The 23,377-nt window shown below is 45.2% G+C and carries 28 protein-coding genes; 19 read left to right on the top strand and 9 right to left on the bottom strand.

The window, feature by feature from the left end; genetic code table 11:
* Positions 1 to 3 precede the first annotated feature (3 nt).
* From N5C46_RS09730 to N5C46_RS09705, 6 genes are all read right to left on the bottom strand, one after another.
* Positions 4 to 693: a response regulator transcription factor gene (locus tag N5C46_RS09730; protein WP_261751884.1), complete on the bottom strand. Its 690-nt coding sequence runs from the start codon at positions 691 to 693 to the stop codon at positions 4 to 6.
* A 13-nt stretch (positions 694 to 706) separates the two neighbouring features.
* Entirely contained in the window at positions 707 to 1,474 is a 768-nt protein-coding gene (locus N5C46_RS09725; protein WP_261751883.1) for a sensor histidine kinase, read from the bottom strand.
* A gap of 69 nt (positions 1,475 to 1,543) precedes the next feature.
* Complete coding sequence (locus N5C46_RS09720; protein ID WP_261751882.1) at positions 1,544 to 2,524, bottom strand: ABC transporter ATP-binding protein; 981 nt, start codon at positions 2,522 to 2,524, stop codon at positions 1,544 to 1,546.
* On the bottom strand, positions 2,521 to 3,525 hold the full coding sequence (locus N5C46_RS09715) for an ABC transporter ATP-binding protein (RefSeq protein ID WP_261751881.1): 1,005 nt from the start codon (positions 3,523 to 3,525) through the stop codon (positions 2,521 to 2,523). Before N5C46_RS09715 ends, N5C46_RS09720 begins: the two co-directional genes overlap by 4 nt.
* Before the next feature lie 12 nt (positions 3,526 to 3,537).
* Complete coding sequence (locus tag N5C46_RS09710) at positions 3,538 to 4,458, bottom strand: ABC transporter permease (protein ID WP_261751880.1); 921 nt, start codon at positions 4,456 to 4,458, stop codon at positions 3,538 to 3,540.
* A gap of 17 nt (positions 4,459 to 4,475) precedes the next feature.
* The gene (locus tag N5C46_RS09705) at positions 4,476 to 5,381 is read right to left on the bottom strand and encodes an ABC transporter permease (RefSeq protein WP_261751879.1); all 906 of its coding nucleotides are present in this window, start codon (positions 5,379 to 5,381) and stop codon (positions 4,476 to 4,478) included.
* A gap of 239 nt (positions 5,382 to 5,620) precedes the next feature.
* Between N5C46_RS09705 and N5C46_RS09700 the strand changes: the two genes are divergently transcribed.
* The 11 genes from N5C46_RS09700 (at position 5,621) to N5C46_RS09650 (ending at position 15,043) form a co-directional block, all read left to right on the top strand.
* Positions 5,621 to 7,141 carry a glutathione ABC transporter substrate-binding protein gene (locus tag N5C46_RS09700; RefSeq protein WP_261752329.1) on the top strand — a complete coding sequence of 507 codons (1,521 nt, stop codon included), beginning with the start codon at positions 5,621 to 5,623 and terminating at the stop codon, positions 7,139 to 7,141.
* A gap of 62 nt (positions 7,142 to 7,203) precedes the next feature.
* Positions 7,204 to 8,448 carry an amidohydrolase family protein gene (locus tag N5C46_RS09695; RefSeq protein ID WP_261751878.1) on the top strand — a complete coding sequence of 415 codons (1,245 nt, stop codon included), beginning with the start codon at positions 7,204 to 7,206 and terminating at the stop codon, positions 8,446 to 8,448.
* Between the two features lie 18 nt (positions 8,449 to 8,466).
* On the top strand, positions 8,467 to 9,702 hold the full coding sequence (locus N5C46_RS09690) for an amidohydrolase (protein WP_261751877.1): 1,236 nt from the start codon (positions 8,467 to 8,469) through the stop codon (positions 9,700 to 9,702).
* A complete protein-coding gene (locus N5C46_RS09685) occupies positions 9,699 to 10,640 on the top strand; it encodes a DMT family transporter (RefSeq protein ID WP_261751876.1) in 942 nt (313 codons plus the stop codon). Before N5C46_RS09690 ends, N5C46_RS09685 begins: the two co-directional genes overlap by 4 nt.
* Positions 10,641 to 11,012: 372 nt before the next feature.
* Positions 11,013 to 11,207 (top strand): helix-turn-helix transcriptional regulator, encoded by a 195-nt coding sequence (locus N5C46_RS09680; RefSeq protein WP_261752328.1) that lies wholly within the window; start codon positions 11,013 to 11,015, stop codon positions 11,205 to 11,207.
* 18 nt (positions 11,208 to 11,225) lie between these two features.
* Positions 11,226 to 11,645, top strand: coding sequence for a hypothetical protein (locus N5C46_RS09675; protein WP_261751875.1), 420 nt, complete (start codon positions 11,226 to 11,228; stop codon positions 11,643 to 11,645).
* A gap of 170 nt (positions 11,646 to 11,815) precedes the next feature.
* A complete protein-coding gene (locus N5C46_RS09670) occupies positions 11,816 to 12,139 on the top strand; it encodes a PadR family transcriptional regulator (protein WP_159361452.1) in 324 nt (107 codons plus the stop codon).
* A 2-nt stretch (positions 12,140 to 12,141) separates the two neighbouring features.
* A complete protein-coding gene (locus tag N5C46_RS09665; protein ID WP_261751874.1) occupies positions 12,142 to 12,912 on the top strand; it encodes a DUF1129 family protein in 771 nt (256 codons plus the stop codon).
* A gap of 148 nt (positions 12,913 to 13,060) precedes the next feature.
* Positions 13,061 to 13,711 (top strand): lysoplasmalogenase, encoded by a 651-nt coding sequence (locus N5C46_RS09660; RefSeq protein WP_261751873.1) that lies wholly within the window; start codon positions 13,061 to 13,063, stop codon positions 13,709 to 13,711.
* A gap of 125 nt (positions 13,712 to 13,836) precedes the next feature.
* Positions 13,837 to 14,412: a sigma-70 family RNA polymerase sigma factor gene (locus tag N5C46_RS09655; RefSeq protein WP_261751872.1), complete on the top strand. Its 576-nt coding sequence runs from the start codon at positions 13,837 to 13,839 to the stop codon at positions 14,410 to 14,412.
* Entirely contained in the window at positions 14,405 to 15,043 is a 639-nt protein-coding gene (locus N5C46_RS09650) for a hypothetical protein (protein ID WP_261751871.1), read from the top strand. Before N5C46_RS09655 ends, N5C46_RS09650 begins: the two co-directional genes overlap by 8 nt.
* Positions 15,044 to 15,085: 42 nt before the next feature.
* On the opposite strand, the gene N5C46_RS09645 is transcribed toward N5C46_RS09650, so the two are convergent.
* Positions 15,086 to 15,274: a hypothetical protein gene (locus tag N5C46_RS09645; RefSeq protein ID WP_261751870.1), complete on the bottom strand. Its 189-nt coding sequence runs from the start codon at positions 15,272 to 15,274 to the stop codon at positions 15,086 to 15,088.
* Between the two features lie 373 nt (positions 15,275 to 15,647).
* Here N5C46_RS09645 and N5C46_RS09640 point away from each other — a divergent pair, with 373 nt between their 5' ends.
* From N5C46_RS09640 to N5C46_RS09625, 4 genes are all read left to right on the top strand, one after another.
* Positions 15,648 to 16,301 carry a hypothetical protein gene (locus N5C46_RS09640; protein ID WP_261751869.1) on the top strand — a complete coding sequence of 218 codons (654 nt, stop codon included), beginning with the start codon at positions 15,648 to 15,650 and terminating at the stop codon, positions 16,299 to 16,301.
* Between the two features lie 16 nt (positions 16,302 to 16,317).
* Complete coding sequence (locus N5C46_RS09635; protein ID WP_261751868.1) at positions 16,318 to 16,557, top strand: hypothetical protein; 240 nt, start codon at positions 16,318 to 16,320, stop codon at positions 16,555 to 16,557.
* 170 nt (positions 16,558 to 16,727) lie between these two features.
* Positions 16,728 to 18,434 (top strand): methyl-accepting chemotaxis protein, encoded by a 1,707-nt coding sequence (locus tag N5C46_RS09630; protein ID WP_261751867.1) that lies wholly within the window; start codon positions 16,728 to 16,730, stop codon positions 18,432 to 18,434.
* A 136-nt stretch (positions 18,435 to 18,570) separates the two neighbouring features.
* Positions 18,571 to 18,768, top strand: a complete 198-nt coding sequence (locus N5C46_RS09625; protein ID WP_261751866.1) for a hypothetical protein — start codon at positions 18,571 to 18,573, stop codon at positions 18,766 to 18,768.
* Between the two features lie 63 nt (positions 18,769 to 18,831).
* Here the strand turns inward: N5C46_RS09625 and N5C46_RS09620 are convergent, their stop codons facing one another.
* Both N5C46_RS09620 and N5C46_RS09615 read right to left on the bottom strand, forming a co-directional pair.
* Complete coding sequence (locus N5C46_RS09620; protein WP_261751865.1) at positions 18,832 to 19,239, bottom strand: hypothetical protein; 408 nt, start codon at positions 19,237 to 19,239, stop codon at positions 18,832 to 18,834.
* 110 nt (positions 19,240 to 19,349) lie between these two features.
* The gene (locus tag N5C46_RS09615) at positions 19,350 to 19,490 is read right to left on the bottom strand and encodes a hypothetical protein (RefSeq protein ID WP_261752423.1); all 141 of its coding nucleotides are present in this window, start codon (positions 19,488 to 19,490) and stop codon (positions 19,350 to 19,352) included.
* Between the two features lie 577 nt (positions 19,491 to 20,067).
* Between N5C46_RS09615 and N5C46_RS09610 the strand changes: the two genes are divergently transcribed.
* From N5C46_RS09610 to N5C46_RS09595, 4 genes are all read left to right on the top strand, one after another.
* The gene (locus tag N5C46_RS09610; protein ID WP_261751864.1) at positions 20,068 to 21,270 is read left to right on the top strand and encodes an MFS transporter; all 1,203 of its coding nucleotides are present in this window, start codon (positions 20,068 to 20,070) and stop codon (positions 21,268 to 21,270) included.
* A 446-nt stretch (positions 21,271 to 21,716) separates the two neighbouring features.
* Positions 21,717 to 22,157, top strand: a complete 441-nt coding sequence (locus N5C46_RS09605; protein ID WP_261751863.1) for a GyrI-like domain-containing protein — start codon at positions 21,717 to 21,719, stop codon at positions 22,155 to 22,157.
* A 230-nt stretch (positions 22,158 to 22,387) separates the two neighbouring features.
* On the top strand, positions 22,388 to 22,573 hold the full coding sequence (locus N5C46_RS09600; protein ID WP_261751862.1) for a hypothetical protein: 186 nt from the start codon (positions 22,388 to 22,390) through the stop codon (positions 22,571 to 22,573).
* Entirely contained in the window at positions 22,570 to 23,361 is a 792-nt protein-coding gene (locus N5C46_RS09595) for an AAC(3) family N-acetyltransferase (protein WP_261751861.1), read from the top strand. The genes N5C46_RS09600 and N5C46_RS09595 overlap by 4 nt, the downstream gene beginning before the upstream one ends.
* Positions 23,362 to 23,377 lie beyond the last annotated feature (16 nt).

Raw genomic sequence — 23,377 nt, 5'->3', positions numbered from 1 at the left:
GATTTATACCTTCTCTCTTATCCGGTATTCCCGAGGAGTACAGCCGGTTTGCTTCTTAAATAATGAGCTGAAATAATGCTGGCTACTGAACCCGCACTCTTCCGATATGGAGGAGATGGACTTTTCCGATTCCTGCCGGAGCAATCGTTGTGCAGCTTGGACTCTGAAATCATTCAGGTATTCAGAGAAGCTGATGCCCATTTCTTCGTGGAACTTTCTGCTCAGGTACGTGCTATTGATATGGATCTGGTTCGCAAGGGATGAAAGGGAAAGCTTCTCGCTAAATTGTTCATGGATGATCGTTAATGCTTCCTGGACGATATGGGATTGAATGGCTGCATACTTATATTGGTCCAGAACGTGAAAGAGTTCTTCTTCAATAATCGGTTTCGTTAGATAATCTTTTGCCCCGAGGCGAAGGGAGGCCTGTGCATAGTTGAATGATTGGAAGGCCGTCACCATGATGATATCGATGTGTTCATACTTCTTCATTTCCATCCCAAGTTCGATCCCAGATTTACCGGGAAGCTGGATGTCGAGTAATGAAAGACGGATCGGGTGTTCAGAGAGGATCTTTAAGGCCTGTGACGCGTCAGCTGCAGTGTGGATCGTCCAGTAGGGATATTGTTCAGAAATCATATATTCGAGCTGCTCCAGTTCAAGGGGCTCATCGTCAACAAGTAATAGATGCATTCCGTTTCCTCCTTCATGACATATTTTTGTCCTCTTTTGTTGTACGTGGCCAGAAGACCTGGACACTTGTTCCTTTTGTTTCCTCATTCAGATTAATGAGGATTTCTTCTTTCGGGAAGAGCATCTGCAGTCGTTTCTGGATATTGAGTAACCCAATTCCCCGATCACTCTCCTGAGGAGCCAGTTGATCCGTGGCGGTTGCCGTGCTATTCCAGACTTCTAAATAAACCCTTTTCCCCTGCTCATGGAGGATGATCATCAGCTTCCCTTGTCCGGGACTTCGTTCGAGACCATGCTTGAAAGCATTCTCAACGAGAGTTTGCAGGAGGTAAGGGGGCACAAGGGAAACCCTGCAGCATTCTTCCACGTTCCAGACGACATCCAATCGGTCTCTGAATCTCAGTCTTTGGATTTCAAGGTAATATTGGGTGTATTCAATCTCCTCGTCAATCGTGATGAGGGGATCTGTCTGTTTGTATTTAAACTTGAAGTATTTCGACAATACCTCGATGGCGGATATCAGTTCCTGTTTCCGATTCAATCGTGCCAGGCTCAGGATGATATTCAGTGTGTTGAAAAAGAAATGGGGCTGAATCTGCTGGTTCAGTTGATTGTATTTCGCTTCCTGCAGCTCCTGTTTCAGAAGCAATTCGTTCTTTTCCTTCTCCAATTGATCCAGCCGTTTTTCAAACAGAAAGAGAAATAATAAGCTAAAAGCCCCAATGATTGGGGCCAGTACAGACAGCATGATATAAAAAGAAAAAGATTCCTGTGTGATCATGGGAAGAACTCCTCTAAGGGTGAGTCATACTTTCTATTTTATAAGAAATTGTCGATTCTGAACATATGCTCAAACATAATGGCATCTTGTAAAATGTTCCCCAGATCCCTTCATAGGAGGCAGTTCTTGTTTACACAAATCCGTTGCAAGAGGGCATCTCGTATGAAACTTACATCCAGGAGGCGGATTCAATGGGGAAGGGACATCTCCCTTTAACAGGATCCGATCCTTCTTCTTTGAAAAATCCGGTACGGGTATGGCCGATAGCAGGGCTTTAGTATAGGGATGAGTAGGATGATCGAACAATTCCTGCTTCGTCCCGATTTCGACGACCTTCCCGAGATACATCACGATGACCCGATCCGAAATATGACGGACGACACTTAAGTCGTGAGAGATGAAGAGGTACGTCAATTTCAATTCCTTTTGGAGTTTTTTGAGCAGGTTCAGAATTTGTGCCTGTATGGAAACGTCCAGTGCGGATACGGCTTCATCACAAATAATCACTTTTGGGTTGACGGCAAGGGCACGTGCGATACCGATCCGTTGTCTCTGACCGCCACTGAATTCGTGGGGAAGGCGATCGAGTGATGTAATCGGAAGTCCCACATAGCCAAGTAATTCCTTCATGCGTTCCTCTTGTTTTGAAGCAGGAAGCACCTTTTGAATGGTCATGGCTTCTTTCAAGATTTTCCTGACGGTTTGTCTTGGGTTCAAGGAGGCGAACGGATCCTGGAAGATGACCTGGATGTCACCCCTTAAGCTCCTTAATTCCTTCTTTGTTAAACTATTCAATTCAATTCCATTGTACTTGATACTGCCTTCCGTCGGCTTATCCAGCTGCAGTATGGCACGACCTGTTGTTGATTTACCGCATCCGGATTCTCCTACAATGCTGAGGGTTTCCCCTTCGTAGAGGGTGAAATGGAGGTCATCCACGGCTTTTACTACTTGTTTCGGTTGGAATAAGGATTCCCGTTTGACAGGGAAATACTGCTTCAACCCCTTCACTTCTAAAATCGGCTTCTTTCCGGTCATCACTGCGGTCATGTCATCTGCACCTCTTTCTCATCTTGTTCGGCATTGTATAAGAAGCATCTGATCTGGCTTCCGTCCTTGAGTGAATGAAGCTGTGGCTCTTCTTCATGGCATTGCGCAGTCGCCAGCGGGCAACGGGGGGAGAAGCGGCACCCCTTGGGCATATCATAGGGGGATGGGACGCTGCCTGGCATCGTTTGAAGCTCATCCTGGTCTTCATATAATTTCGGCAGTGAAGACAGAAGACCATTCGTGTAAGGATGTTTCGGATGGGAGAATAATGCTTCCGTCGAACTATACTCCACAACCTGCCCGGCATACATGACCGCGACCTTATCACATAATTCAGCCACCACCCCCAAGTCATGGGTAATGAAGATGATGCCCATATTCAATCTCTTCTGGAGGTCCTTCATCAGCTCCAGGATCTGGGCCTGGATGGTCACATCGAGAGCGGTGGTCGGTTCGTCGGCAATCAGGACTTCAGGATTACAGGCAAGAGCCATGGCAATCATGACACGCTGTCTCATCCCACCGCTCAGCTGAAAAGGTTCTTGTTTCGCCCTTTGTTGAGGTGAAGGGATACCCACTAATTCAAGCATCTCCACGGCTTTTTTCCAAGCGTCTTTTTTTCCTAGCTTCTGATGGACACGAATGGCTTCGGCAATTTGCTCCCCGACGGGTATGACAGGGTTCAATGACGTCATCGGCTCTTGGAAGATCATTGAAATTTGATTGCCCCGAACCCGCCTCAGCTCTGAGTCGGACATTTGAAGGATGTCTTTCCCTTTCAGTTCAACAGTGCCGTCCACTATTTTTCCGGGAGGGGAGGGAACGAGGCGGAGGATCGATAGGGATGTCATGCTCTTTCCGCATCCCGATTCCCCCACAATACCAAGAGTTTCCCCCTCATGAAGGACAAAGTCGATTCCATCGACGGCTTTTGTCACTCCTTTTTTTGAAGTGAAATGGGTTTTCAAGTTTTTAACTTCCAAGACAACAGTTTTACTCATTTCAACCACTCCTTAATTAAGTTCAATCCGTTTGTTGAAGAATCGGTATAAAACATCTACAAATAAATTGACGAACACGAACACGAGGGATGCGACCAGGACGCCTCCTTGAACCATTGGAAGATCTCGGGTACGAATCGAGTCCACGATCATTCGGCCAAGACCATTGATGGCAAAGACGGATTCAATTAAGACCGTTCCCCCGAGCAACGCCCCAAATTGAAGACCGACCACCGTGATGACGGGTATCAATGCATTCCGCAACGCATGTTTATAGATGATGGCAAAGCCTTTCAACCCTTTTGCCTGGGCGGTCCGGATATAATCCTGCCTAACAACTTCGAGCATGCTGGACCGCGTCATTCTGGCTACGATGGCTGCTCCTCCGACACCCAGGGTAAATGCCGGTAAGATGATATGTAGCATGCTGTCCCATCCTGCAACCGGTAAAAGCTGAAGCTTGACGGAGAATAGATAGATGGATAACAGGCCCAGAAAGAAGCTTGGCAGGGAAATCCCCAATAAAGCAACGACCATCACTGAAATGTCCGTAGCCGAGTATGGACGTACGGCGGAAATAATCCCTGCGGTCATCCCAAGGACTACTGTGATAAGAATGCTGTAAAAAGCAAGTTCAATCGTGATGGGTAAGCGTGTCATGATTTCTGAGATGACTGGCTGCTGACTCTTTAAGGATTCTCCTAGATCACCTTGGAAAACGTTCAAGATGTATTCTCCGTATTGAACATAGAGAGGTCGGTTTAACCCGAGCTCCGTCCGTAATTGATTGATCGCTTCTTTCGATGCCCCTTCTCCTGCAAGTATGACCGCAGGATCTCCGGGAACCATCTGCATGATGAGAAAAACCACCAGGGTCACTCCGAAGATGACGGGGATGATCTCGATTAATCTTCTAAAAATGTACAGTATCATTTCGTTTTCCTCCTTAATTAAGATTTCAGTCTCGGATCAAGAACATCCCTGAGCCCGTCCCCGAATAGGTTAAAACCCAATACGAGAATGGAAATGGCCAGCCCCGGGAAGAGGGCGATATAAGGGGCGGTAAATAAAAAGTCCCTTCCACTGGACAGCATCGTCCCCCATTCAGGCGAAGGTGGCTGTGCTCCCAATCCCAGGAAGGATAATCCTGCTGCTGAAAGGATGGCGGTAGCGAGCCGCAGTGAACCCTGAATAATGATGGGAGATAAAATGTTCGGCAGAATGTGCCGGAAGATGATGATGAAATCATTGGCTCCGAGTGACCGGATGGCATCGATATATTCAAGCTTCTTCGTTTCAAGTGTGGATCCCCGTACGACCCTTGCAAATAAGGGGATGGAGAACACCCCGACGGCAATCATGACATTCACAAGACTCGGTCCTAAGGCAGAGATGATGGCAAGAGCCAATAGAATCCCCGGGAAAGCAAGCATGACATCGAGGATCCGGCTGATGAGGGTATCGATCCATCCACCATAAAATCCGGAAACCAATCCCATGATGATGCCAAAAAATGCTCCGAATCCTACAGCTGCAAAGCCGACCCCCATGGAAAGGCGTGACCCATAGAGGATCCTTGCAAGGATATCCCTTCCTTTATCATCGGTTCCCATCCAATGCTCTGTGTTCGGGGGCTCGAGTTTATTGTCCAGTTGAATGGCATAAGGATCATGGACGGAGAGGAGAGGAGCAAACAAAGCAATGAGTATATAGAAGAGAATGATCCCTCCTCCCACTACGGCTGCCTTATTTTTTGAAAAGGTGTCCCAGAAGGGTTTGAACCTTTTTTCGTACAGGCCGGGTTTTGAATCGAGCAGGGGTGATTGAAGTTCTTCCACTTTAATTTCGGTCGACATGACGTTTCCTCCTTAATGAAATGGTTTGTGTAATTCAAAGATAGAGGACGAGAGTGGGAAAGGGAAGATGATAAGTTTGAATTGTCAAAATAATTAAAAAGTTGGTAAAGATATTGAAAATTATTCTCCGTTTTCTTTTTTATAATGCAGATAGGCACCAACAATTCGGGAAAGGGAGAGTGGATGAATTGAAAGAAAAGAAGAAGTATCTCAGGGGGATCGCAGGACTGTTCATTGTCATGGTCATGCTTATCACCCAAGCATGTTCCACCAGTAATGTAGAAGGTGGAACGGCAAGTAAGCAAGGCGGAGGATCGGAAGGCGGAGTACTGAAGGTCGTCCGGTTATCCGATGCGACTAATTTAGATCCACATTTCATCACGGATATCCCATCAGCCAACGTACTCTATCAAAAGGTATATGAAACCCTTGTGGCATTCGATAAGGATATGAACATTGTTCCTTCACTGGCGAAAAGCTGGGAGCAGCCGGATGACACGACGTGGGAATTCACGTTGAATGAAGGAATCACATTCCATGACGGATCTGCATTGAATGCGGAAGCGGTGAAAGTCACGTTCGACCGCTTATTGGATCCAAATACCGGGTCCCCGCAAAAGGACAAGCTCGGTATGATCAAAGAAATCAATGTATTGGATGACTACAAGGTGCAGTTTAAGCTTGATGCCCCTTATGCTCCACTATTATCAATCCTTGCAAGTAACGAAGGAAGCATCATGAGTCCAAAAGTCATAAAGGAAAATCCTGATAGTCTGGCAAAGCATCCGGTGGGAACCGGCCCATTTGCCTTCGAATCATGGAAGTCAGGCCAGTCCATCATCCTGACTAAAAATGAAGACTACTGGGGAGATAAACCGAAAATTGATGGAATCGAGTTTCAAGTCGTACCAGAAGACGCAACCCGCTTAGCGATGATTGAAACAGGCGAAGCTCATATCAGTGATCAGGTCCCGGTGACGGAAATCGAGCGCATCGAAAGCTCGGACACATTGAATCTGTATCGAACGGAAGGACTGGCTGTTGAATACGTCGGATTCAATACAAAGAAAAAGCCTTTCGACAATGTGAAGGTGAGACAAGCGATTTCCATGGCCATTGAAAGAGAAGCCATTATCAAAGGGGTGTACAACGGTGTGGGAACATTGGCGAACGCTGCAATGAGTCCGAAAGTATTCGGTCACAGCGACAATGTGAAGCCATATGAATATGACCCGAATGCCGCCAAGGGGCTTTTGAAAGAAGCAGGATTTGAAAAAGGTCTTGAGTTGACACTGATTACGAGTGACCGTAAAGAACGGATCAATATGGCAGAAGTCATCCAGTCCCAACTGAAGGGGATCGGGATCAAAGTCAACATTCAGGTGCTTGAGTATGGTGCGTATATTGAAGCCGTCGACACTGGAGAACACGATATGTTCATCGGTGGATGGGGGAATGCAACTGGTGATGGAGACTACAATCAATACAACCTATTCCACTCTTCCTCCCATGGGTCTCCAGGGAATCACTTCTACTATACAAATGAAAAAGTAGATGAACTCATCGAGCAGGCAAGAAGAGAAGTAAGTCCGGAAGTAAGAAAAGATCTGTATGAAGAAGCCATGAACATCGAAATGGAAGAAGCGGTTTACATCCCAATCAGGAACTACGAGCACTTAGCTGTCTACAACAATGAAGTGAAAGATTTCTGGTTAAATGCCGTCAACTACTTAATGGTGAATGACGCAACGATTGAATGAAAATTTGGCAGGACGGTGAGTCACCACCATCCTGAACATACTAAAATGCGGAGGTTGAGATGATGAAAACGATATGGATGAAAAATGTGAGAATGGAAACGGGATTCGAGAAAGAAAGTGAAATTGTCATGAGAACGCTGACGGACATTGCCCATATCAAAATTGAAAGTGGAAAGATTACCTCTATTACCCATGACGAGCCACAGATCGAAGTCGGGACCGAGGTTGTAGATGCAAAAGGGAAGCTATTGCTCCCCTCTTTCCGTGAAATGCATATCCACATAGATAAAACCTATTACAGTGGACCGTGGAAGGCATGCCGTCCAATTACGAAAGGGATTTTCACGAGAATTGAAGAGGAGCAGGAACTGCTCCCAAAGCAATTGCCATATGCCCAGGACAGGGCGGAAAAGATGATCGAGCTTCTGCTGCAAAACGGACACACCCACATCCGTACTCATTGCAATATCGAGCCGACCTCCGGTTTGAAGCACCTCGAAGTCACGGTTGCCGCCTTAGAAAAATATAAACAGCACCTGACCTATGACATTGTGGCGTTTCCTCAGCACGGGCTGTTGCGCAGTAACTCTGTCGAACTGATGCGGGAGGCCATGAAAAATGGTGCTACCCTTGTAGGTGGAGTCGATCCCGCCACAGTGGACCGTCATATCGATCGGTCCCTCTATACGACCTTTGACATCGCCACGGAGCATAACGCCGGTGTTGACCTGCATCTTCATGATCCGGATACACTTGGAGCATTTACGTTTGAGCGCGTAGCTGATTTTACAAAAGAAGCGAATCTAAAGGGACGTGTCACGTTGAGTCATGCCATTGCCCTTGGTGATCTGGAAGGCCAGGCTCTTACGGACATAATGGAGATTCTAAAAGATCAAGAGATTGATATTACGACCACGATCCCGATTAATCGTCCGACCATTCCTGTGACAGTACTGGATCAATACGGCCTGCAGGTATCCGTGGGTCATGACAGCCTGACCGATCACTGGTCCCCATTTGGAACCGGGAATACGATCGAGAAGCTGAACATCCTTGCTGAACGATTCCGGTTGATCGATGAGTATTCTATCAACCGTACCTGGAAGTACGCTTCCGGCGGGATCACCCCATTGAATGATGAAGGGATCCAAGTGTGGCCGGAAGTCGGGGATCGGGCAGACTTTGTCCTGGTCGATGCGAGCTGTACAGCCGAAGCAGTGGCAAGAAGAGCTCACATTGATTCTGTTTATAAAAATGGAGAGAAAGTTGCTCTTCCAGAAACTGAATCTGCATTGATCAATAAATGATAGAGGGGAGATATTTCGATGATTTGGCTGAAAAATGTGAAGCTTGAAGTAGCGAATAGAGAACACCAGGGAATGATGGAAACCCAAACGGCATTATTCCACCTCGGAATCAAGGAAGGGAAAATCGTCCAACAGCTGCCTCATACACAATCTATTCCAGAGACGACTGAGGAGATTTATGATATCAAAGGTCATCTGGCCATTCCAACCTTTAAAGAGATGCATAACCATTTGGACAAAACGTATCTGTCCCTTGGATGGAAAGCGACGAAGCCTGTTAAAAACCTGAAAGAAAGACTGCAATTCGAAGCGGAAGAACTGAAAGGACTTGCCCCCACGACGAAGCAAAGAGCGAAAAGCATGATTGAAGAAATTCTTTCAAGCGGGTCCACCCATATCCGCACTCACGTAAACATCGATCCCTATATCGGGTTGAAGAACCTCGAAGGCGTCATCGAAGCATTGGAAGAGTACAAGCATGCTGTCACGGCTGACATCATAGCTTTCCCGCAGCATGGATTATTAAGAGAAACTGTTCCATCATTAATGAGAGAGGCTATGAGAAGCGGGGCAACCATGGTAGGAGGACTTGACCCTGCCGGAATCGATCGATCTATCGAAACATCACTCTATGAAACCATGAATATTGCAACGGAGTTCAATGCAGATGTCGACATCCACCTTCATGATGGGGGCCATGTGGGAACCTACACGATTGAAAAATGGATGGAGCACGTGGAAGACTCTAACTGGCAGAACCGGACCGCCATCAGTCATGCCTTTTGTTTAGGGGAGGTGGCTGAAGGGAAACAGGCTGAGCTTGCAGATCGATTAAGAGAAAACGGAGTGGCCATCATGTCCACCATTCCGCTGACCAAGTCACTCCCACCAATCAGGCTGCTGGATGATCATGGGGTGAAGGTTCATCTTGGATGTGATGGATTCTATGATTCATGGAGCCCCCTAGGACATGGGGACGTACTGGAGAAAGTATATAAATACGGGCAGATAACCCGAAGAAGCGATGAAGTATCCCTGCGTGACAGTCTGAAATGGATCACAGGCGGGATAACAGCATTGACGAAAACAGGCGAATACAAGTGGCCGAAGGTGGAAGACGATGCAAGTTTTATTTTCGTGGATGCCGCGTCATCAGCTGAGGTCGTGGCCAGAAGACCGAAACGAGTGGCGGTAATGAACAAAGGGAAAGTCGTCTATGGGTCTCTCTGGAGTACTCAAGAGTTAGTGAAATGAACGGAAGGTTAAATGGAAAGCCCGTGTATCTATACATGGGCCTCCTTTTTTGTGTGACCTGCTGGGGGAGTAACTTCATATTCGGAGCGATATTGGTACAGTATTTCAAGCCGATGGAAATTGCTTTTTTACGGCTAATTTTTATTATCCTGTTTCTGTTACTTTGGTTTTATAAACCCATTATACGCGCAGGTTCGGTGAAAGTGATGTTTGTCCCGTTAGTATTCATCGGCTTTATTGGCGTGACCTTGAATCATTGGAGCTTCTATGCAAGCTTGACCAAAGCTTCACCTGTAACAGCTGCCCTGATTCTGGCGACTGCCCCCATCTGTACATCACTTATTAATTCGCTTGTATTCAAGGAACGGAAAAACGCATTATTCTGGATGTGGAGTATACTCGGATTCGCCGGAGTATTTCTGGTCATCGTGAAGAAAGGATCCATTGTATTCGGCATGGGTGAAGGCTGTATCCTCCTTACCATGCTCACGTTTTCAGTATACATGGTACTTGTGGAACGATATGCCAAGCATCTGTCTTCCATTCTGTTGACCTTTTATTCAACTTTGGTGGGTTTGATTTTGATGATGGCCTTTTTGCCATTCTATGATGTCACTTTTCTTAGGGTTGTTCCATTCAGCATATGGATTCTTCTCTTCTTCACAGCCATCATCATGCATGGGATTTGTCCCCTGATTTGGAACCATTGCATTTCGAACGTCGGATCTACCAACACGTCACTACTGTTGAATGTAGAACCCTTTGTGGCCATGGTGGTCGGGTATATTGTGTTAAAGGAATCGGTAAGTGGAATGCAGCTGGTGGGGGGATTGTTAATTTTGTTGAGTGTGACGATGGCTATGTATTCTAATCGGGGAACCCTCACGAATATCGACGGAAAAGATATAAAAAAAGAAGTAGCGGAACGATTAGTCTGAAGCCGGCTCAGGTTATAATCGCTGGGCATTTTCACACGGGGTCCAAACCAAACTCTGGCGCATTGTAGAATCGCTTGTATTCTAAATCGGATTCAAGAAACCCCATCTAGGTCACATTCTTTTCCCTCGTACGTGATCGGCTCTTGAAAGAAGAAACAGTTGGATACCGAGTCTTCTTTTGGGAGGCAACTCCCTTAACAATTTTGGAAGGCGAGGTCAAACATGATTTATCGGTGCGTATCGTGAAACTTCTTGGTCGACTTCAAACATCTGGTGAGGAGGTCGTACCGATATAAGCCGCCAGCCTATGCCCAGAAAAACCTGACTAAGGAGTTATATTACGCCATATATATGTTACTATTATCTCAAGAGATGCTTGATGTATATGGAAAAAAAGTAAAAATTTCCTTTGGTGAAAATTCAACCCAACAGCAGCTGGCAAACCAAATGGGAGTCACCATGCAGACGATCAGCCTGATTGAGAAAGGTTCATACAATCTACCATTGAATTTATTTCTGGAAATCTGTTATGCCGTCGGGAAGACGCTGGATGAAGTGTTTGGATAGGTAAGGGGGAGAAGTAAGTTGAAGAAAATTGCAGACGAGCGACTAAAACTACAAAACTTAAAAAATATTAGAGTACTGTTCCTGTTTCAGAACGCAGGCATCATCGGGATTCTTGCCTATGACTTTATCACATCGGGACTGGACGGGATGACGGATAATCCTCTTTGGTTTCTGTTTATCATGACGACCATTGTTTCAGCTTATTTGTCCATGAGCATCAGTGTGGATCATGAAGAAGAGAGGCAGCCTCCCAAGAAGAGTTTGTGGATTGCCGTAGTGGTCGTGACCATCTTATCCGTTATATTGGGGATCATCGCCTCTTTACCGGACGGGTCCGATATGACAGATGGATTAATCGTTGGAGGGGTTGTTTTTTTATGCGGGTTGATCCCCGCCATCTATGTGTATACCATCAGGGAAAAAAGGAATGACGAATAGGAAGGTCCGTCCCTCATGAGGGACGGACCTTCCTCATAAGGGGTTGATTTATTTTCCAGCATCTGCTAAAGTATATCTATATTGTATTGCAACATAGTCCTGATCTGAAATTTTTTTAGATAACTATCTTGCTTTGCAATATAGTTTGATTGTGGAGAGGAGGAACGAGGGTGTCATCCAGTCAGTTATTAAAGGGGATCCTGGAGGGGTGCCTGCTTTCCATCATTTCAAAAGGTGAAGTGTATGGGTATGAAATGATGGAGAAGCTTGCGGCCAATGGATTCAAAATGGTGAAAGAAGGAAGCATTTATCCGTTGCTCCTCCGAATGAAAAAAGAAGGGCTCGTGACAGCCTGTCAGAAAGAAATGCCTTCAGGCGGGCCGAAGCGAAAATATTACTATATCACGCCAAAAGGAAAAGAAGAGTTGGAGGATTTCAAACAAAGGTGGAGAGAAGTCTCTGTGAGTGTGAATCAATTACTGGAGGAGGAGTGAGCATGTCATTATCGAAAGAGAGCGAAGACTTTCTGGGGAATTTGAGAATCTATCTGATGTCTAGCGGGAAGAACGAACAAGAAGTAGATGAGATCGTGGGGGAACTGGAGGATCATTTGGTTGAAACGGAGAAAAGGGGAAAGAGCGTATCAGAGGTTACCGGTTTGACACCCCGGCAGTACATGAATCAAATTTCCGCAGAGATGCCCATCGATTACAAGAGTATCTTCGAGTATATCGTGATGGTATTAGTGGGCGCTTTCTCTTTTATCGTATTGAGTGACGCCTTAAGCGGGGACCTGACCTATTCGGTATTTGAATTGATTGGGTATCCACTTGTCATGATTGGGTTTTTATTCTGTACCTCAGCGGTGTTTAAATATGTTTCAAGCCATCCGGTGTCAAAAGCAAGAGAATGGACACTATTTTCGATTCTTGGAGGAGTTCCCATCTTATTGTTCATGGGATTGTTATTTCTTGGACAGAACGTCGAGGCACCTACCGTTGTAATGGAAGGAATCGGAAGGCTATTTGCGCTCATTCTTGCCTTCGCGGCCATCATTGCCGTGTCTCTGTGGTCAAAAACGTGGATCATGATCATCCTGGCGATCCTTGTGAATGGACCGCAACTACTCATTCAACAAAGCTCCTTTCCAGAAGAAACGAAACTGATATTGACAGGTCTTTCCCTTCCCGTTTTTGTCGGTGGATACTTTTTACTTCTTATCGTCAAAGAGAGGAAGAAAGAAAAACATTCAAGACCCGTGACATAAAGGGAAAGCGTGAAGGATGATCCATTTGGGGGAGCGTCCTTCTTTACATTCTTCGGGAATGTCATTGAAGTATCATAAAAGGAATTCGGCTCAAAAAGGGAGTATATATAGCAATAGGAAACAGAACGTAAAAGGACGTGTATTTACAATGATGAAATGGTCACTTCCCCTCCTTATTGGAGCCATGTCAGTAATTTATTTATTCATCCCATCCGAGCCATTACCCGTGAAAGTGATCTTTAAGCTCATCCCCATGTTTCTCATCATCGTCTTCGCCTTTCGTCAGTTATCTTCCAAACCAACACCGGCACTGCGTTTCATCCTCTTAGGCCTCTTCTTTTGCACGCTTGGAGATGCGTTCATTGCGGTTTCATTTATAGCAGGCCTTGGGGCGTTTCTGGTCGGACACCTTTTCTACTTGTGTGGCTTTATTTATTTATCTCGGATGAACAAGTGGAGACTTGCAGCTGCCATCCCGATTGCATTGTATTCATTCCTGATTGGACGGCAACTGATTTCAGCACTCCGAACAGATGGGGATATTGGTCTCGTCATACCGGTCATTGCCTACATGCTCGTCATTTCCATCATGGCTTTATCCGCGATCCTGACCGGAAACAAGTGGGCCATTGCCGGGAGTATCCTGTTCGTTCTATCCGATTCCATTCTGTCATGGAATATGTTCGTATCAGAGATCCCTTTTTCAGCCGTCTTCATCATGACCACCTACTACTCTGCGCAGTTCCTGATTGCGAGTAGCCTCTCATCCCTGCAACAAATAAAAGAAACAATTGTATGAGATGGAATGTTCTGTAATAATGAAAACGGGCACTGCCCGGTGAAAGCCTGACCGAGGAGACTCGACAGGTTTTATTTTTGGTTAAAAATGTAAAATTAAAACTTTTATCATTTGAGTAACGTCTAATGAATGATACATACAAAGCAGGTGAATTTTCTAAAATGGAAGAGCGGACAAAATCCGAGAAAGACCGGTTGCTTGAGGAAGCCATGACCCAGTACGGAAATGATGTCTATTATGTGGTTTATTCCTATGTGAAAGAACATAGCCTGGCCGAGGATCTGACACAGGAGGTCTTCATCAAGTTTTATCAAAAGATGGATACGTTCAGGGAAGATTCCTCCCTGAAGACATGGATCATCTCTGTCGCCATTAACCACTGCAAGGATTATTTAAGAAGATGGGATACGAGGATGATCAGTATCTCCAATAAGATCAACGACATGGTGAAAGGAAAGATGGGGGCACCGGAACAGACCGTGATCAAAAATGAGCAGAATTCTGAGCTGATTCAAAAAGTCCTCGACCTTCCCGTAAAATATCGAGAAGTCATTTTCCTCTATTATTTTGAAGAAATGAAGCTTGCCGAAATCGGTGAGAGTCTCGACATCAACACGAATACAGTGAAGACCCGGCTGACAAGAGGCAAGGCACTGCTTGGTTCCACGATCAAACGAAGCGAGGTGTTTAAGAATGGATGAACTGAAATCATTGCGCGGGTTGATGAAAGAAGAGACCTTCAAGGGACGTGGTTTTACCGAAAAGATGAGAGAGAATATCTTGAATGAAGTCCATTCTAAACCATCCAAGTCGTTTTCTATCTGGAAAAAACCGATTTTTGCCCCTGTCCTGTCTTTTCTATTTTTCGCCGCCTGCCTATCGATCTTTATTTACTTCAGTGGAACACAGCTGGGCATCATCGGGAATAATGCGAGCGCCCCGTTATATGAAGCAAGCGATCGTCCGGAATTCCTGGGAAAAGAGTTCAAATACATCACCAAAGTTCCCTTCAAAGTGACAAATGTCAGCTCGGAAGCGAAGGAAGGCCCCTACGGAAACGCACAAATCGTCACTCTCATGGGTCCGGAAAAGCAGACGATCACGATGTCATTTCAACTTCTTGAACCTGGGTTAGATCTGACACTAACTGAAGAACCGGTAAAGGTCGGTACTTCCAAAGGAAGCTATTCTGAAACAGAGGGCCCGTTAAAGTCAAACAGGCTCACGTGGATAGAGGGTGAGGCAATATATGAACTGAAATACATGCCCGCCAGGTCCGACATCACCCTTACTAAAGACGACATGATCAAAATGGCGGAATCCTTCCGTTAAGGAAAAAGGATGATGGTTGCCTGCACCATCATCCTTTTCCTGTTAACTCCCGTAAACCACTTTCACGATTTTTCCGCTATTGTCATATGTAACCCTTTTCCACTGACTGCCGCCGTTTGCGCTTTTATATAAGACAATCGTATAACTGCCCGACGTACTCCGGGAAGCTTCTTTCCAGGTGACGCCACCCTGGCCACCGCCGTCTTTAATGACTTTTGTTCCGTTACTCATCATAGTCCAACTCCTTTTGTTAGTGAATTCCATTAATCTATGACTATCATACTATAAATCTGCTGGATATATTTTCTTTTTATACAGGCATGACCTGGGGAAATCGCGAGTGAAGATCTGGCTAGCTATCGAAATCCAGTCGGGATATTAATATTTTAATAAAAAAATTCGACAGGTTGGCATGAAAGTTGGTAATCCCGCACGATTCTCCCTACTCCGGCATGATTAATCTGAATCTCGCATGATGATCCCAGATTCTGCATGAAGGGGAGCGAATCCCGCACGAATGAATAATAGGATTGTATAATATGTGTAGGTTTGAAATAATTGGTAGTGTCATAAACAGATTTTTTACAAAAGGAAGTTAAAAACCATGATAAAAAATAAAAAATACCTCATTGTTTCAGGCGTGATCCTCATTATCTGCATGTCCCTTTATTTCCCGTATCCAAATAACCGGATCATATTCAACCGTGTCACCTTCATGTCCTTTCCCATCAGCGATCAGGATGGATACAATCTACTAGCCATCATTGGTTCTTTCCTATTTATCTTTGCGATGATCTTACTCGTAAAAGGAATGTCGAGTTACCATGTTCGAACGGTGATCATCGTTTTATTCGCCTATACCTTATTGCCTCTGGGACTCGTGGCGGTTTACCAAGAAACGGTTGCCGAAGGAATCGCCGCTATTTCGTACGATGGAGAGGGGACATGTGATTTTGAAAGGGTCAGTGAGGATGAATTAAATGGAGAATGCCAGCTGCTGATCACCAACCATAGTGGTGATCCCGTGACATTCGAGATCGAATTTCTGGATCCATATATTCCGGATAAGGCTTACCGTTTGACTTCTCTCATGAATGAGGGAGGCCCTTATCAAATCACTGTAGAAGCCGATCGTGAAAAAATGGTTGAAGTCAAAGAGTTACTCGACATATCAGATTTCCCCAATCACGGGGATGGAGGAGGTTCCACGAACGTTCACTTCAAGATTTCTGATGGGGAGAGGGAACGGGTTTTATAAGGGGGAGGGTGGTTATATGAAATGGCAAGTGAGTTTAATAGCGGCGATATCCCTACTTTTGATAGGGTTACTGATTTACCTTGGACCTTTCCGGCAATCACTGTTTCTTCAGGCGTTATTTTTATTTTTTTCAACCGTAATGGCTCATGCTGCTTACAAAAACAGGTCGTCTATTGCTTTCTGTATTTTGTCCATCGGTGCTGTGGTTTCCTTGGGCTCCATCGTCATTATCATTATTAACAATTTTACGATTTAACATGATTTTCATCATATGCAATTGTAAAAAGCAACGGGATGATTCTCGTTGCTTTTAGTTATTTGGAAAAAGAATCCCTCTATTAGTTCTTAAGTAATGGTATGATAGTTTTATATGTAGAAATTTGTCGTCATTTAGCAAATGGTGGAGAAGTCAGAGGAGAGAAGCGGATGAAAAAAATGAATTTCAGGAACTTAAAAATTGGCAAAAAGTATGGATTGACCTTAACATTCGTGTTTATTTTATTTGGAATAGCGACTGTTATCGTCACAGGTTTATTGTATAAAGTGGGGAATGATGTGAAAGACCTGCAGAGAAGAAGCGATCTTGCCATTGATATCACGGAGATGGGATCGATCACAAGATCAAAGAGCATTCGCATCACTCAATACATAGAAGAAGGGAACTCACAATATGTGGATGAGTTCACTGAAAGAAGAGAAAAGTTCAATACGTTTGAAGCAGACGTCAGATCGAAAATTCAATCCAAAGAGGATATGACTTTGTTCAACCAGGTCATCCAATTGGATAAAGCGATGAATGATTTATTCATGGATGGTGTGGTTCCTGCAGCTGAAAGCGGAAATCTTGATGAAGCAAGGAGACTTGCCAAGCAGGCGGATGGCATTCGGAGTAATACAGTGGATGTGTTGTATGAACTGAGGGATAACGTAAATGAACAGCGGGCTGATGCCGTGACGATGGTGAACACGAACCAGGAGAAGACGTTCTACACCCTGGTCCTGTCAATGCTTGTCGCGATGATCATAGGAGGCTCCAGCGTATTCTTTATCAGCCGCAGGGTGACGAAGAATCTGACCAGGGTCGTGGAGATGAGTAATGAAATGGCCGGTGGCAACCTGACTGTCGAACCTGTCGACTATGATGGGAAAGATGAGATTGGACAACTGGCAACTGCCGTCAATGCGATGGGAAAAAGCTTGAGGACGATGATGACGCACATCATCGATATCTCTGAAACCTTAAGCAGTCAAAGTGAAGAACTGACTCAGTCAGCCGAAGAGGTGAAAGCAGGTTCAGAGCAGGTGGCAAGTACGATGGAAGAGTTGGCCCTCGGATCTGAAACCCAGGCTCATAATGCCTCGACCCTTTCCGGGAAAATGGAGATTTTCTCCGAGCAGATGGAAGAAGCCAACACGAACGGGAAAGAAGTCGTCATTTCTTCTACAGACGTTTTATCCAAAACGGGCGAAGGAAAACAACTGATGAACCAGTCTGTGAAACAGATGTCAGTGATTGACGAGATTGTTCAGGACGCTGTGTCCAAAGTGCAGGGACTTGATCACCAAACGAAGGAAGTGACGAAGCTTGTTTCCATCATCAAAGATGTGGCGGAGCAAACGAATCTCCTCGCCTTGAATGCAGCGATCGAAGCGGCCCGTGCAGGGGAAGACGGAAGAGGATTCGCCGTTGTCGCAGAAGAAGTGAGGAAGCTTGCCGAGCAGGTGTCGAGATCAGTGGAGGATATCACCCTAATCGTCGGCAGCATCCAAAAAGAATCGTCCGATGTCGCAGATTCACTGGAGGAAGGCTATAAAGAAGTGGAAAAAGGGACCCACCAGATCAAAACGACAGGGGAAACCTTTGAAACCATCAGCTATCAGGTGAATGGCATGGCGGACCGGATACAAACGGTCACGACAAATCTTGCCACCATGTCTGCGGGCACCCAGGAAATGATGGCGAGCATCCAGGAAATCGCCTCCCTATCAGAAGAAGCAGCCGCCGGAGTCGAGCAAACTTCCGCCTCGACCCAGCAAACAAGCAGCTCGATGGAAGAAGTGGCGGGAAGCTCAGAACAGCTGGCGAAACTTGCGCAGGAATTAACTGGTCTCGTACGGAAGTTTCAAGTGTAAAAGATAGATAGTCAAAGCCACAGAGGATGGATTCTCTGTGGCTTTATTTTTTTCGTATTCAACACCACAAAGATCTCAAAAAAGTGATAAAATGGAAATTAATCCCATAACGTGGCACGCTGAAAGGAGTCTCTTCATGTTTAAAAAAAGCATTCAATTACCCCTGGGTTATTTTGTCGGTAAGATCCTCTACCAATTCATTAAAAACGAAGAGATCAGGTGGATAGAAAATATCAGTATTAGCTTTGGTATATTTTTATTTGTGTTGTTGTTTCATTGGGCAGATAAGCCGTATAAATGGAAAAAAGATAACGTTCAGGGGAAAGGAAAGTAGAAACGAAAGACGAAGAAAAAATGTGTGGGGCAGGGTGAATGAGAAGATTCATGCTGCAAAATATTACCGTTCCACCCGATTCTCAAGGTTGAATACCCGTTTATCGATGTCTGTCAGCCTTGTATTTAAGTAGTGAAATTCAGATTCTGTCTGCTGTTTCGTCACTTTTAACACAGCAATGACATCCTCGGTTTGGGATACTTCAATTCGATTGACGGTTTCCTTGATATCCTTCACGTCGGCTTGGGTTGTTTTAAGGTCAGAGCGGATGCTGCGAACGTCGGCTTGGGTTGTTTTGAGGTCAGAGCGGATGCTGCGAACGTCGGCTTGGGTTGTTTTGAGGTCAGAGCGGATGCTGCGAACGTCAGCTTGAGTCGTCTTCAGCTCACTTCGAAATTCCTTCATATCCGTGCGCACTTCTTTCATCTCATCACGTAAATCCAACAGTATTTCAAGTATCTGCTTTTCCATTTTTCTCACCTCCTTTTCATTATTATAATACACCTGAATGAGACATTCTACCTTGAATCATTTCCATTTTGGAAGAAAAAAGGGGACGATGAGATCGCCCCTCTGCATCATTAATCCCGCATGGATCCTGCTTCCCGTGAAGTCATAGCTCCTTGGCCTGCAGCTACGTCTTTTTGGATTTGTTTTTTCACCTGCTGTGGGTCGGTCCCTGTTGTCATGGATTTCATCTCTGTCTGATCAGGTTTTTTCATAATAGCAATCACCTCCACGTTTAATTTAGGCTCTTAGTATGGGCTGTTGTCGCAGGGGATATAAATCCTCCTCTTGTCCAAAAAAAGGAAGAGAGATATAATAAGAATGAATCTTACATACTAAAGGAGGGAATATCATGCATACGTTCACTTTGGACATCAAAAAATACCGTGTATTAATGATGTCTATTATTGGAATTTCAGCCGTCCTCGGGACACGTCTGTCCTTTTTTAGCTGATTTTTCATAGTGTGAACGAGTGTGTGAGTTCCTGTAATAGCGAGAGCCATGGGGAATGATTCCCTGTGGCTTTTTTTAATTTTATGTAGCGGTGGCGGCTCGGGAGCGGCCAGCTATTCAGCTGCTGAATATCAGGGGATTTTCAGCAGCTGAATAACAAAGGAATATCAGCAGCTGAACCCGCCTGCGCTTTTTTAATCCAGCTCCGGCGGCTAAAGGCTCGAGGTCATAAGCTAAACAGACCAAAACGGCAAAAAACGCCGTTCCGCCCTGTTCATCTTATGCTTGTCGCCTTTGACCAAGCCGCCTGCGCTTTTTTAACGAGAGGACGAATCGAAATGATGAACATATTAAAAACAAAAAACAATATCTATTTACTATACTTTTATCTCTTTTTTGCCCAGCTGTTTTTCGACCGGGCGTTATGGGTCATCTATCTTGGCGACAAGGGGATGACATTGGGCGAGATCGGGGTCCTTGAGGCGCTTCTCCACTTGGCCATTGTGTTATTCGAGGTACCAACCGGAATGATTGCCGATTTGTACGGGAGGAAGGTCAGCCTGGTGATCGGGAATCTGTTCAGTCTCCTATACGGATTGTTCATGCTCTTGAGCGGAAACTTCTCCATGTTCACCCTGGCGTTTCTGTCCATGGGGCTCATGGTCACCCTTCATTCGGGTGCCGAGCAGGCATTTGCCTATGATACGTTGAAGAATGACAAACGGGAAAAGGATTATACCCGGGTGATCGGAAGCATGACGGCGATATCACTGTTATCCCTGAGTCTGGCGAAATTCCTCGGTGGCTTCATGGCGGAAGTGAGCTGGGAATGGGTCTACGGATCCACGATTGTCACCCACGTTCTGGCCGTGATTCCGCTTCTGTTCATGAAAGAACCGGAGCGGGAGAAAACCGAGGAGATCAGCGGACGCTGGTACAATCAGTGGGTCCATCAATTCCGTTTGGGGGTCAATGTGTGGAAACATAACCCGGTCATTCACGCACCGGTTGTCCTTTTTATCCTGGCGAGTGCGGTCATGGTGATCATGGTATTTTACGGGCAGGAATATTTCGTGGAACTGGGCTATTCGTCCATCGTCGTGGGAGCCGTCTTTACCATCGAAGGACTTCTCGGCGTCGTCATGGCAAAGATTGCGTACAAGGTGGAGGAGAGGTTCAAGTTCTTTAACATCCTCTATTACGGATTGGGACTTTTTCTTGTGTTCTTCCTCCTGTTTATCTTCGCAACGGACTGGGCGATCCTGCTGTCGTTTCTGATCCTTGCCCAGCTGTTAAGTTTGTTCGAACCGATTTTCAGCTCCTTCGTGCAGAGCTTTTTGAAAAGCAATATTCGGTCGACTTTCCTTTCTCTGATCGGCTTGATGGAGAGCTTTGTGATCATGATCAGTTTTCCGCTGTTTGGCTATGCCATTGAACGGACCGGTTTCACCGACGGATTCGCCTGGCTGCTGGTGATTTTCTTTGTGGTGGCAGGTGGGTATTTGGTTGGTCAGAGGGTGAAGATGAAGGGACGGATGTAAGGGGGAGTTCCTCTTCTTTTTTAAAGATGTCTTGCCCTTTATAGAAGTACCAGCAAAAGTAAAATAAGCGGAGATTTTCCGGTAACATTCAAAATATCCTTTGTTATGGGTGATATAGGCGGAGATATTCCGCCTATCCACCGAAAAGTCCCTCATTTTTGTCTTTATAAAAACAATAGGCGGAATTACTCCGTCTATTTTGGCTTTTTTTCCTATACATTACGAAATAAGCGGAATTATTCCGTCTATATATCAGCTCTAGTGCCCTACCTAATCTCCCAACTGATACGTTACGAATGTAACCGGAATTCACAAGAACTTTTATTCATCCGTCAATTCTGGAGATTCTATTGTCCCTCAAAAAAAAATCCTTATTTTTTAGTAGGGGATTTACATGTTCCAAAAGGGTAATTATGGTAAAATTAAAGGAGCGGGGAGGGATATGAATGGTTGCTAAAATGAAGAAGACATTTCGTTTTATAGGATTGAAGGGGGAAGGAGCCTTTCGTGATTTTAGTACGGAAGTGCCAAAGCATGCGCAAGAGTTTCTCCGAAGGTTACACGAAGTAAAAGGCGAGACTGGTCCGGAAATCGCCCTGTATGAGCCGAAAAGGGACCAAGAGCATGTGAACGGAATCTATTATGTCGGGGTCACATTAGACGAACCCCTCACCAACGTTCCTGAGGGGATGTCGTATATGGAACTGAACGAAGACTATGCGACGACGAAAGGAAAAGATATTGAAAATCTTCATAGGGATCTAAACAAGTGGGTGCATGATCAAGGATATCAACTAAGAGCAGAATCATATATTGTGGAGACGTATCATCACTTGGAGGATGGCGGGGAAGAAGTGGCGGTTTACTTGCCGATTGAAGGAGCTTAATAAGCTTCTTTTTTTGTATCTAATTTCATTTTATCACCCTGATTTCCAGAATATCAGTCTTTTAATTCTGTCTATTTTTTAGGATTTAGCCACGGGGAATCTCTACAAGGGAAGGCAAAGTTTGTTTTATCAGAAAGAAAATACAAATAATGATTGTGAAATCCCTAAGTATTTGAAATAATTGGAATTACTTACTGAAAATACAAGGAAAACCTTCGGAGGAACCAACCATGAAAACAGGTCCAATTCTTTTCATAACAGGGTTACTACTCTTTATGCTTGGAATCTATTTATCTACATATATCGCTAGCCTGGGTGTGTTATTAAGTGTCGGTGGCGGGATGATGCTTGGCGTCAGCAGCTATTTCATGGGGACGCATCAGGTGAAACAAAGAAAAAGGGTGAAAAGGCCATGAAAAAAGGAAGTCTCGTCACCAAAGATCATATGGTACAAGATTTAAAGAGGATGGGCGTTACAAAAGGAATGACCGTCATCGTCCACTCCTCCTTAAAATCAATCGGCAGAGTCATAGGCGGACCGGTTTCCGTGATCCTGGCACTGGAAGAGGCAGTCGGTACAGTAGGGAACATCGTCATGCCGACCCAAACCGAGCATCTTTGCGACCCGACGGAATATGGAAGCGGTTATTCAGATGAGGAACTGGAACTCATCCGGGAAAACATGCCGACCTTTCATCCCGATTTAACTCCGACCTCTTATATGGGGTTCATTCCGGAGACATTCAGAAAACAGGATGGGGTGAAACGGAGCCCGCACCCCCACACATCATTCGCTGCCTGGGGGAAAGACGCTGCCCGCATCACGCAGGAACATGGTCTCGACTTTTCCATGAATGAACAATCCCCATTAGGAAGGATGTATGAGCTGGGGGGCTACATCCTTCTCCTTGGTGCCCCGACGAATTCAAATACCTCATTGCACCTTGCTGAATACAGGCAAGACAACACCTTTGTGAAAGAAAAAATATGGGATGTCAAAGTGAAAAAAGGAGAGAAAGAAGTCTGGACGACATATCGTGATATCAACAATGAATCCGATGATTTTGACCGATTGTTTGAGGAGTTTCATAAAGAAACATCTTCTGTAAAAGAGGGTCTGGTGGGGGAAGCGAGGAGCTACTTCATGCCGATGCGACAGATGGTGGACTACGCTGTAGGATGGATGGATAAAAACAGAAACTGACGGGGAGGCATTCGAT

This window comes from Rossellomorea vietnamensis (assembly GCF_025398035.1).
Taxonomy (GTDB): domain Bacteria; phylum Bacillota; class Bacilli; order Bacillales; family Bacillaceae_B; genus Rossellomorea; species Rossellomorea vietnamensis_B.
This window is presented reverse-complemented; position numbering and strand designations above follow the sequence as displayed.

Bases quoted from the DNA above. Each gene is read 5' to 3' on its own strand.
- N5C46_RS09730 (WP_261751884.1), bottom strand. From the start codon at position 693: ATGCATCTATTACTTGTTGACGATGAGCCCCTTGAACTGGAGCAGCTC.
- N5C46_RS09725 (WP_261751883.1), bottom strand. From the start codon at position 1,474: ATGATCACACAGGAATCTTTTTCTTTTTATATCATGCTGTCTGTACTG.
- N5C46_RS09720 (WP_261751882.1), bottom strand. From the start codon at position 2,524: ATGACCGCAGTGATGACCGGAAAGAAGCCGATTTTAGAAGTGAAGGGG.
- N5C46_RS09715 (WP_261751881.1), bottom strand. From the start codon at position 3,525: ATGAGTAAAACTGTTGTCTTGGAAGTTAAAAACTTGAAAACCCATTTC.
- N5C46_RS09710 (WP_261751880.1), bottom strand. From the start codon at position 4,458: ATGATACTGTACATTTTTAGAAGATTAATCGAGATCATCCCCGTCATC.
- N5C46_RS09705 (WP_261751879.1), bottom strand. From the start codon at position 5,381: ATGTCGACCGAAATTAAAGTGGAAGAACTTCAATCACCCCTGCTCGAT.
- N5C46_RS09700 (WP_261752329.1), top strand. From the start codon at position 5,621: ATGGTCATGCTTATCACCCAAGCATGTTCCACCAGTAATGTAGAAGGT.
- N5C46_RS09695 (WP_261751878.1), top strand. From the start codon at position 7,204: ATGAAAACGATATGGATGAAAAATGTGAGAATGGAAACGGGATTCGAG.
- N5C46_RS09690 (WP_261751877.1), top strand. From the start codon at position 8,467: ATGATTTGGCTGAAAAATGTGAAGCTTGAAGTAGCGAATAGAGAACAC.
- N5C46_RS09685 (WP_261751876.1), top strand. From the start codon at position 9,699: ATGAACGGAAGGTTAAATGGAAAGCCCGTGTATCTATACATGGGCCTC.
- N5C46_RS09680 (WP_261752328.1), top strand. From the start codon at position 11,013: ATGCTTGATGTATATGGAAAAAAAGTAAAAATTTCCTTTGGTGAAAAT.
- N5C46_RS09665 (WP_261751874.1), top strand. From the start codon at position 12,142: ATGTCATTATCGAAAGAGAGCGAAGACTTTCTGGGGAATTTGAGAATC.
- N5C46_RS09660 (WP_261751873.1), top strand. From the start codon at position 13,061: ATGATGAAATGGTCACTTCCCCTCCTTATTGGAGCCATGTCAGTAATT.
- N5C46_RS09655 (WP_261751872.1), top strand. From the start codon at position 13,837: ATGAATGATACATACAAAGCAGGTGAATTTTCTAAAATGGAAGAGCGG.
- N5C46_RS09650 (WP_261751871.1), top strand. From the start codon at position 14,405: ATGGATGAACTGAAATCATTGCGCGGGTTGATGAAAGAAGAGACCTTC.
- N5C46_RS09645 (WP_261751870.1), bottom strand. From the start codon at position 15,274: ATGAGTAACGGAACAAAAGTCATTAAAGACGGCGGTGGCCAGGGTGGC.
- N5C46_RS09640 (WP_261751869.1), top strand. From the start codon at position 15,648: ATGATAAAAAATAAAAAATACCTCATTGTTTCAGGCGTGATCCTCATT.
- N5C46_RS09635 (WP_261751868.1), top strand. From the start codon at position 16,318: ATGAAATGGCAAGTGAGTTTAATAGCGGCGATATCCCTACTTTTGATA.
- N5C46_RS09630 (WP_261751867.1), top strand. From the start codon at position 16,728: ATGAAAAAAATGAATTTCAGGAACTTAAAAATTGGCAAAAAGTATGGA.
- N5C46_RS09625 (WP_261751866.1), top strand. From the start codon at position 18,571: ATGTTTAAAAAAAGCATTCAATTACCCCTGGGTTATTTTGTCGGTAAG.
- N5C46_RS09620 (WP_261751865.1), bottom strand. From the start codon at position 19,239: ATGGAAAAGCAGATACTTGAAATACTGTTGGATTTACGTGATGAGATG.
- N5C46_RS09615 (WP_261752423.1), bottom strand. From the start codon at position 19,490: ATGAAAAAACCTGATCAGACAGAGATGAAATCCATGACAACAGGGACC.
- N5C46_RS09610 (WP_261751864.1), top strand. From the start codon at position 20,068: ATGATGAACATATTAAAAACAAAAAACAATATCTATTTACTATACTTT.
- N5C46_RS09605 (WP_261751863.1), top strand. From the start codon at position 21,717: ATGGTTGCTAAAATGAAGAAGACATTTCGTTTTATAGGATTGAAGGGG.
- N5C46_RS09600 (WP_261751862.1), top strand. From the start codon at position 22,388: ATGAAAACAGGTCCAATTCTTTTCATAACAGGGTTACTACTCTTTATG.
- N5C46_RS09595 (WP_261751861.1), top strand. From the start codon at position 22,570: ATGAAAAAAGGAAGTCTCGTCACCAAAGATCATATGGTACAAGATTTA.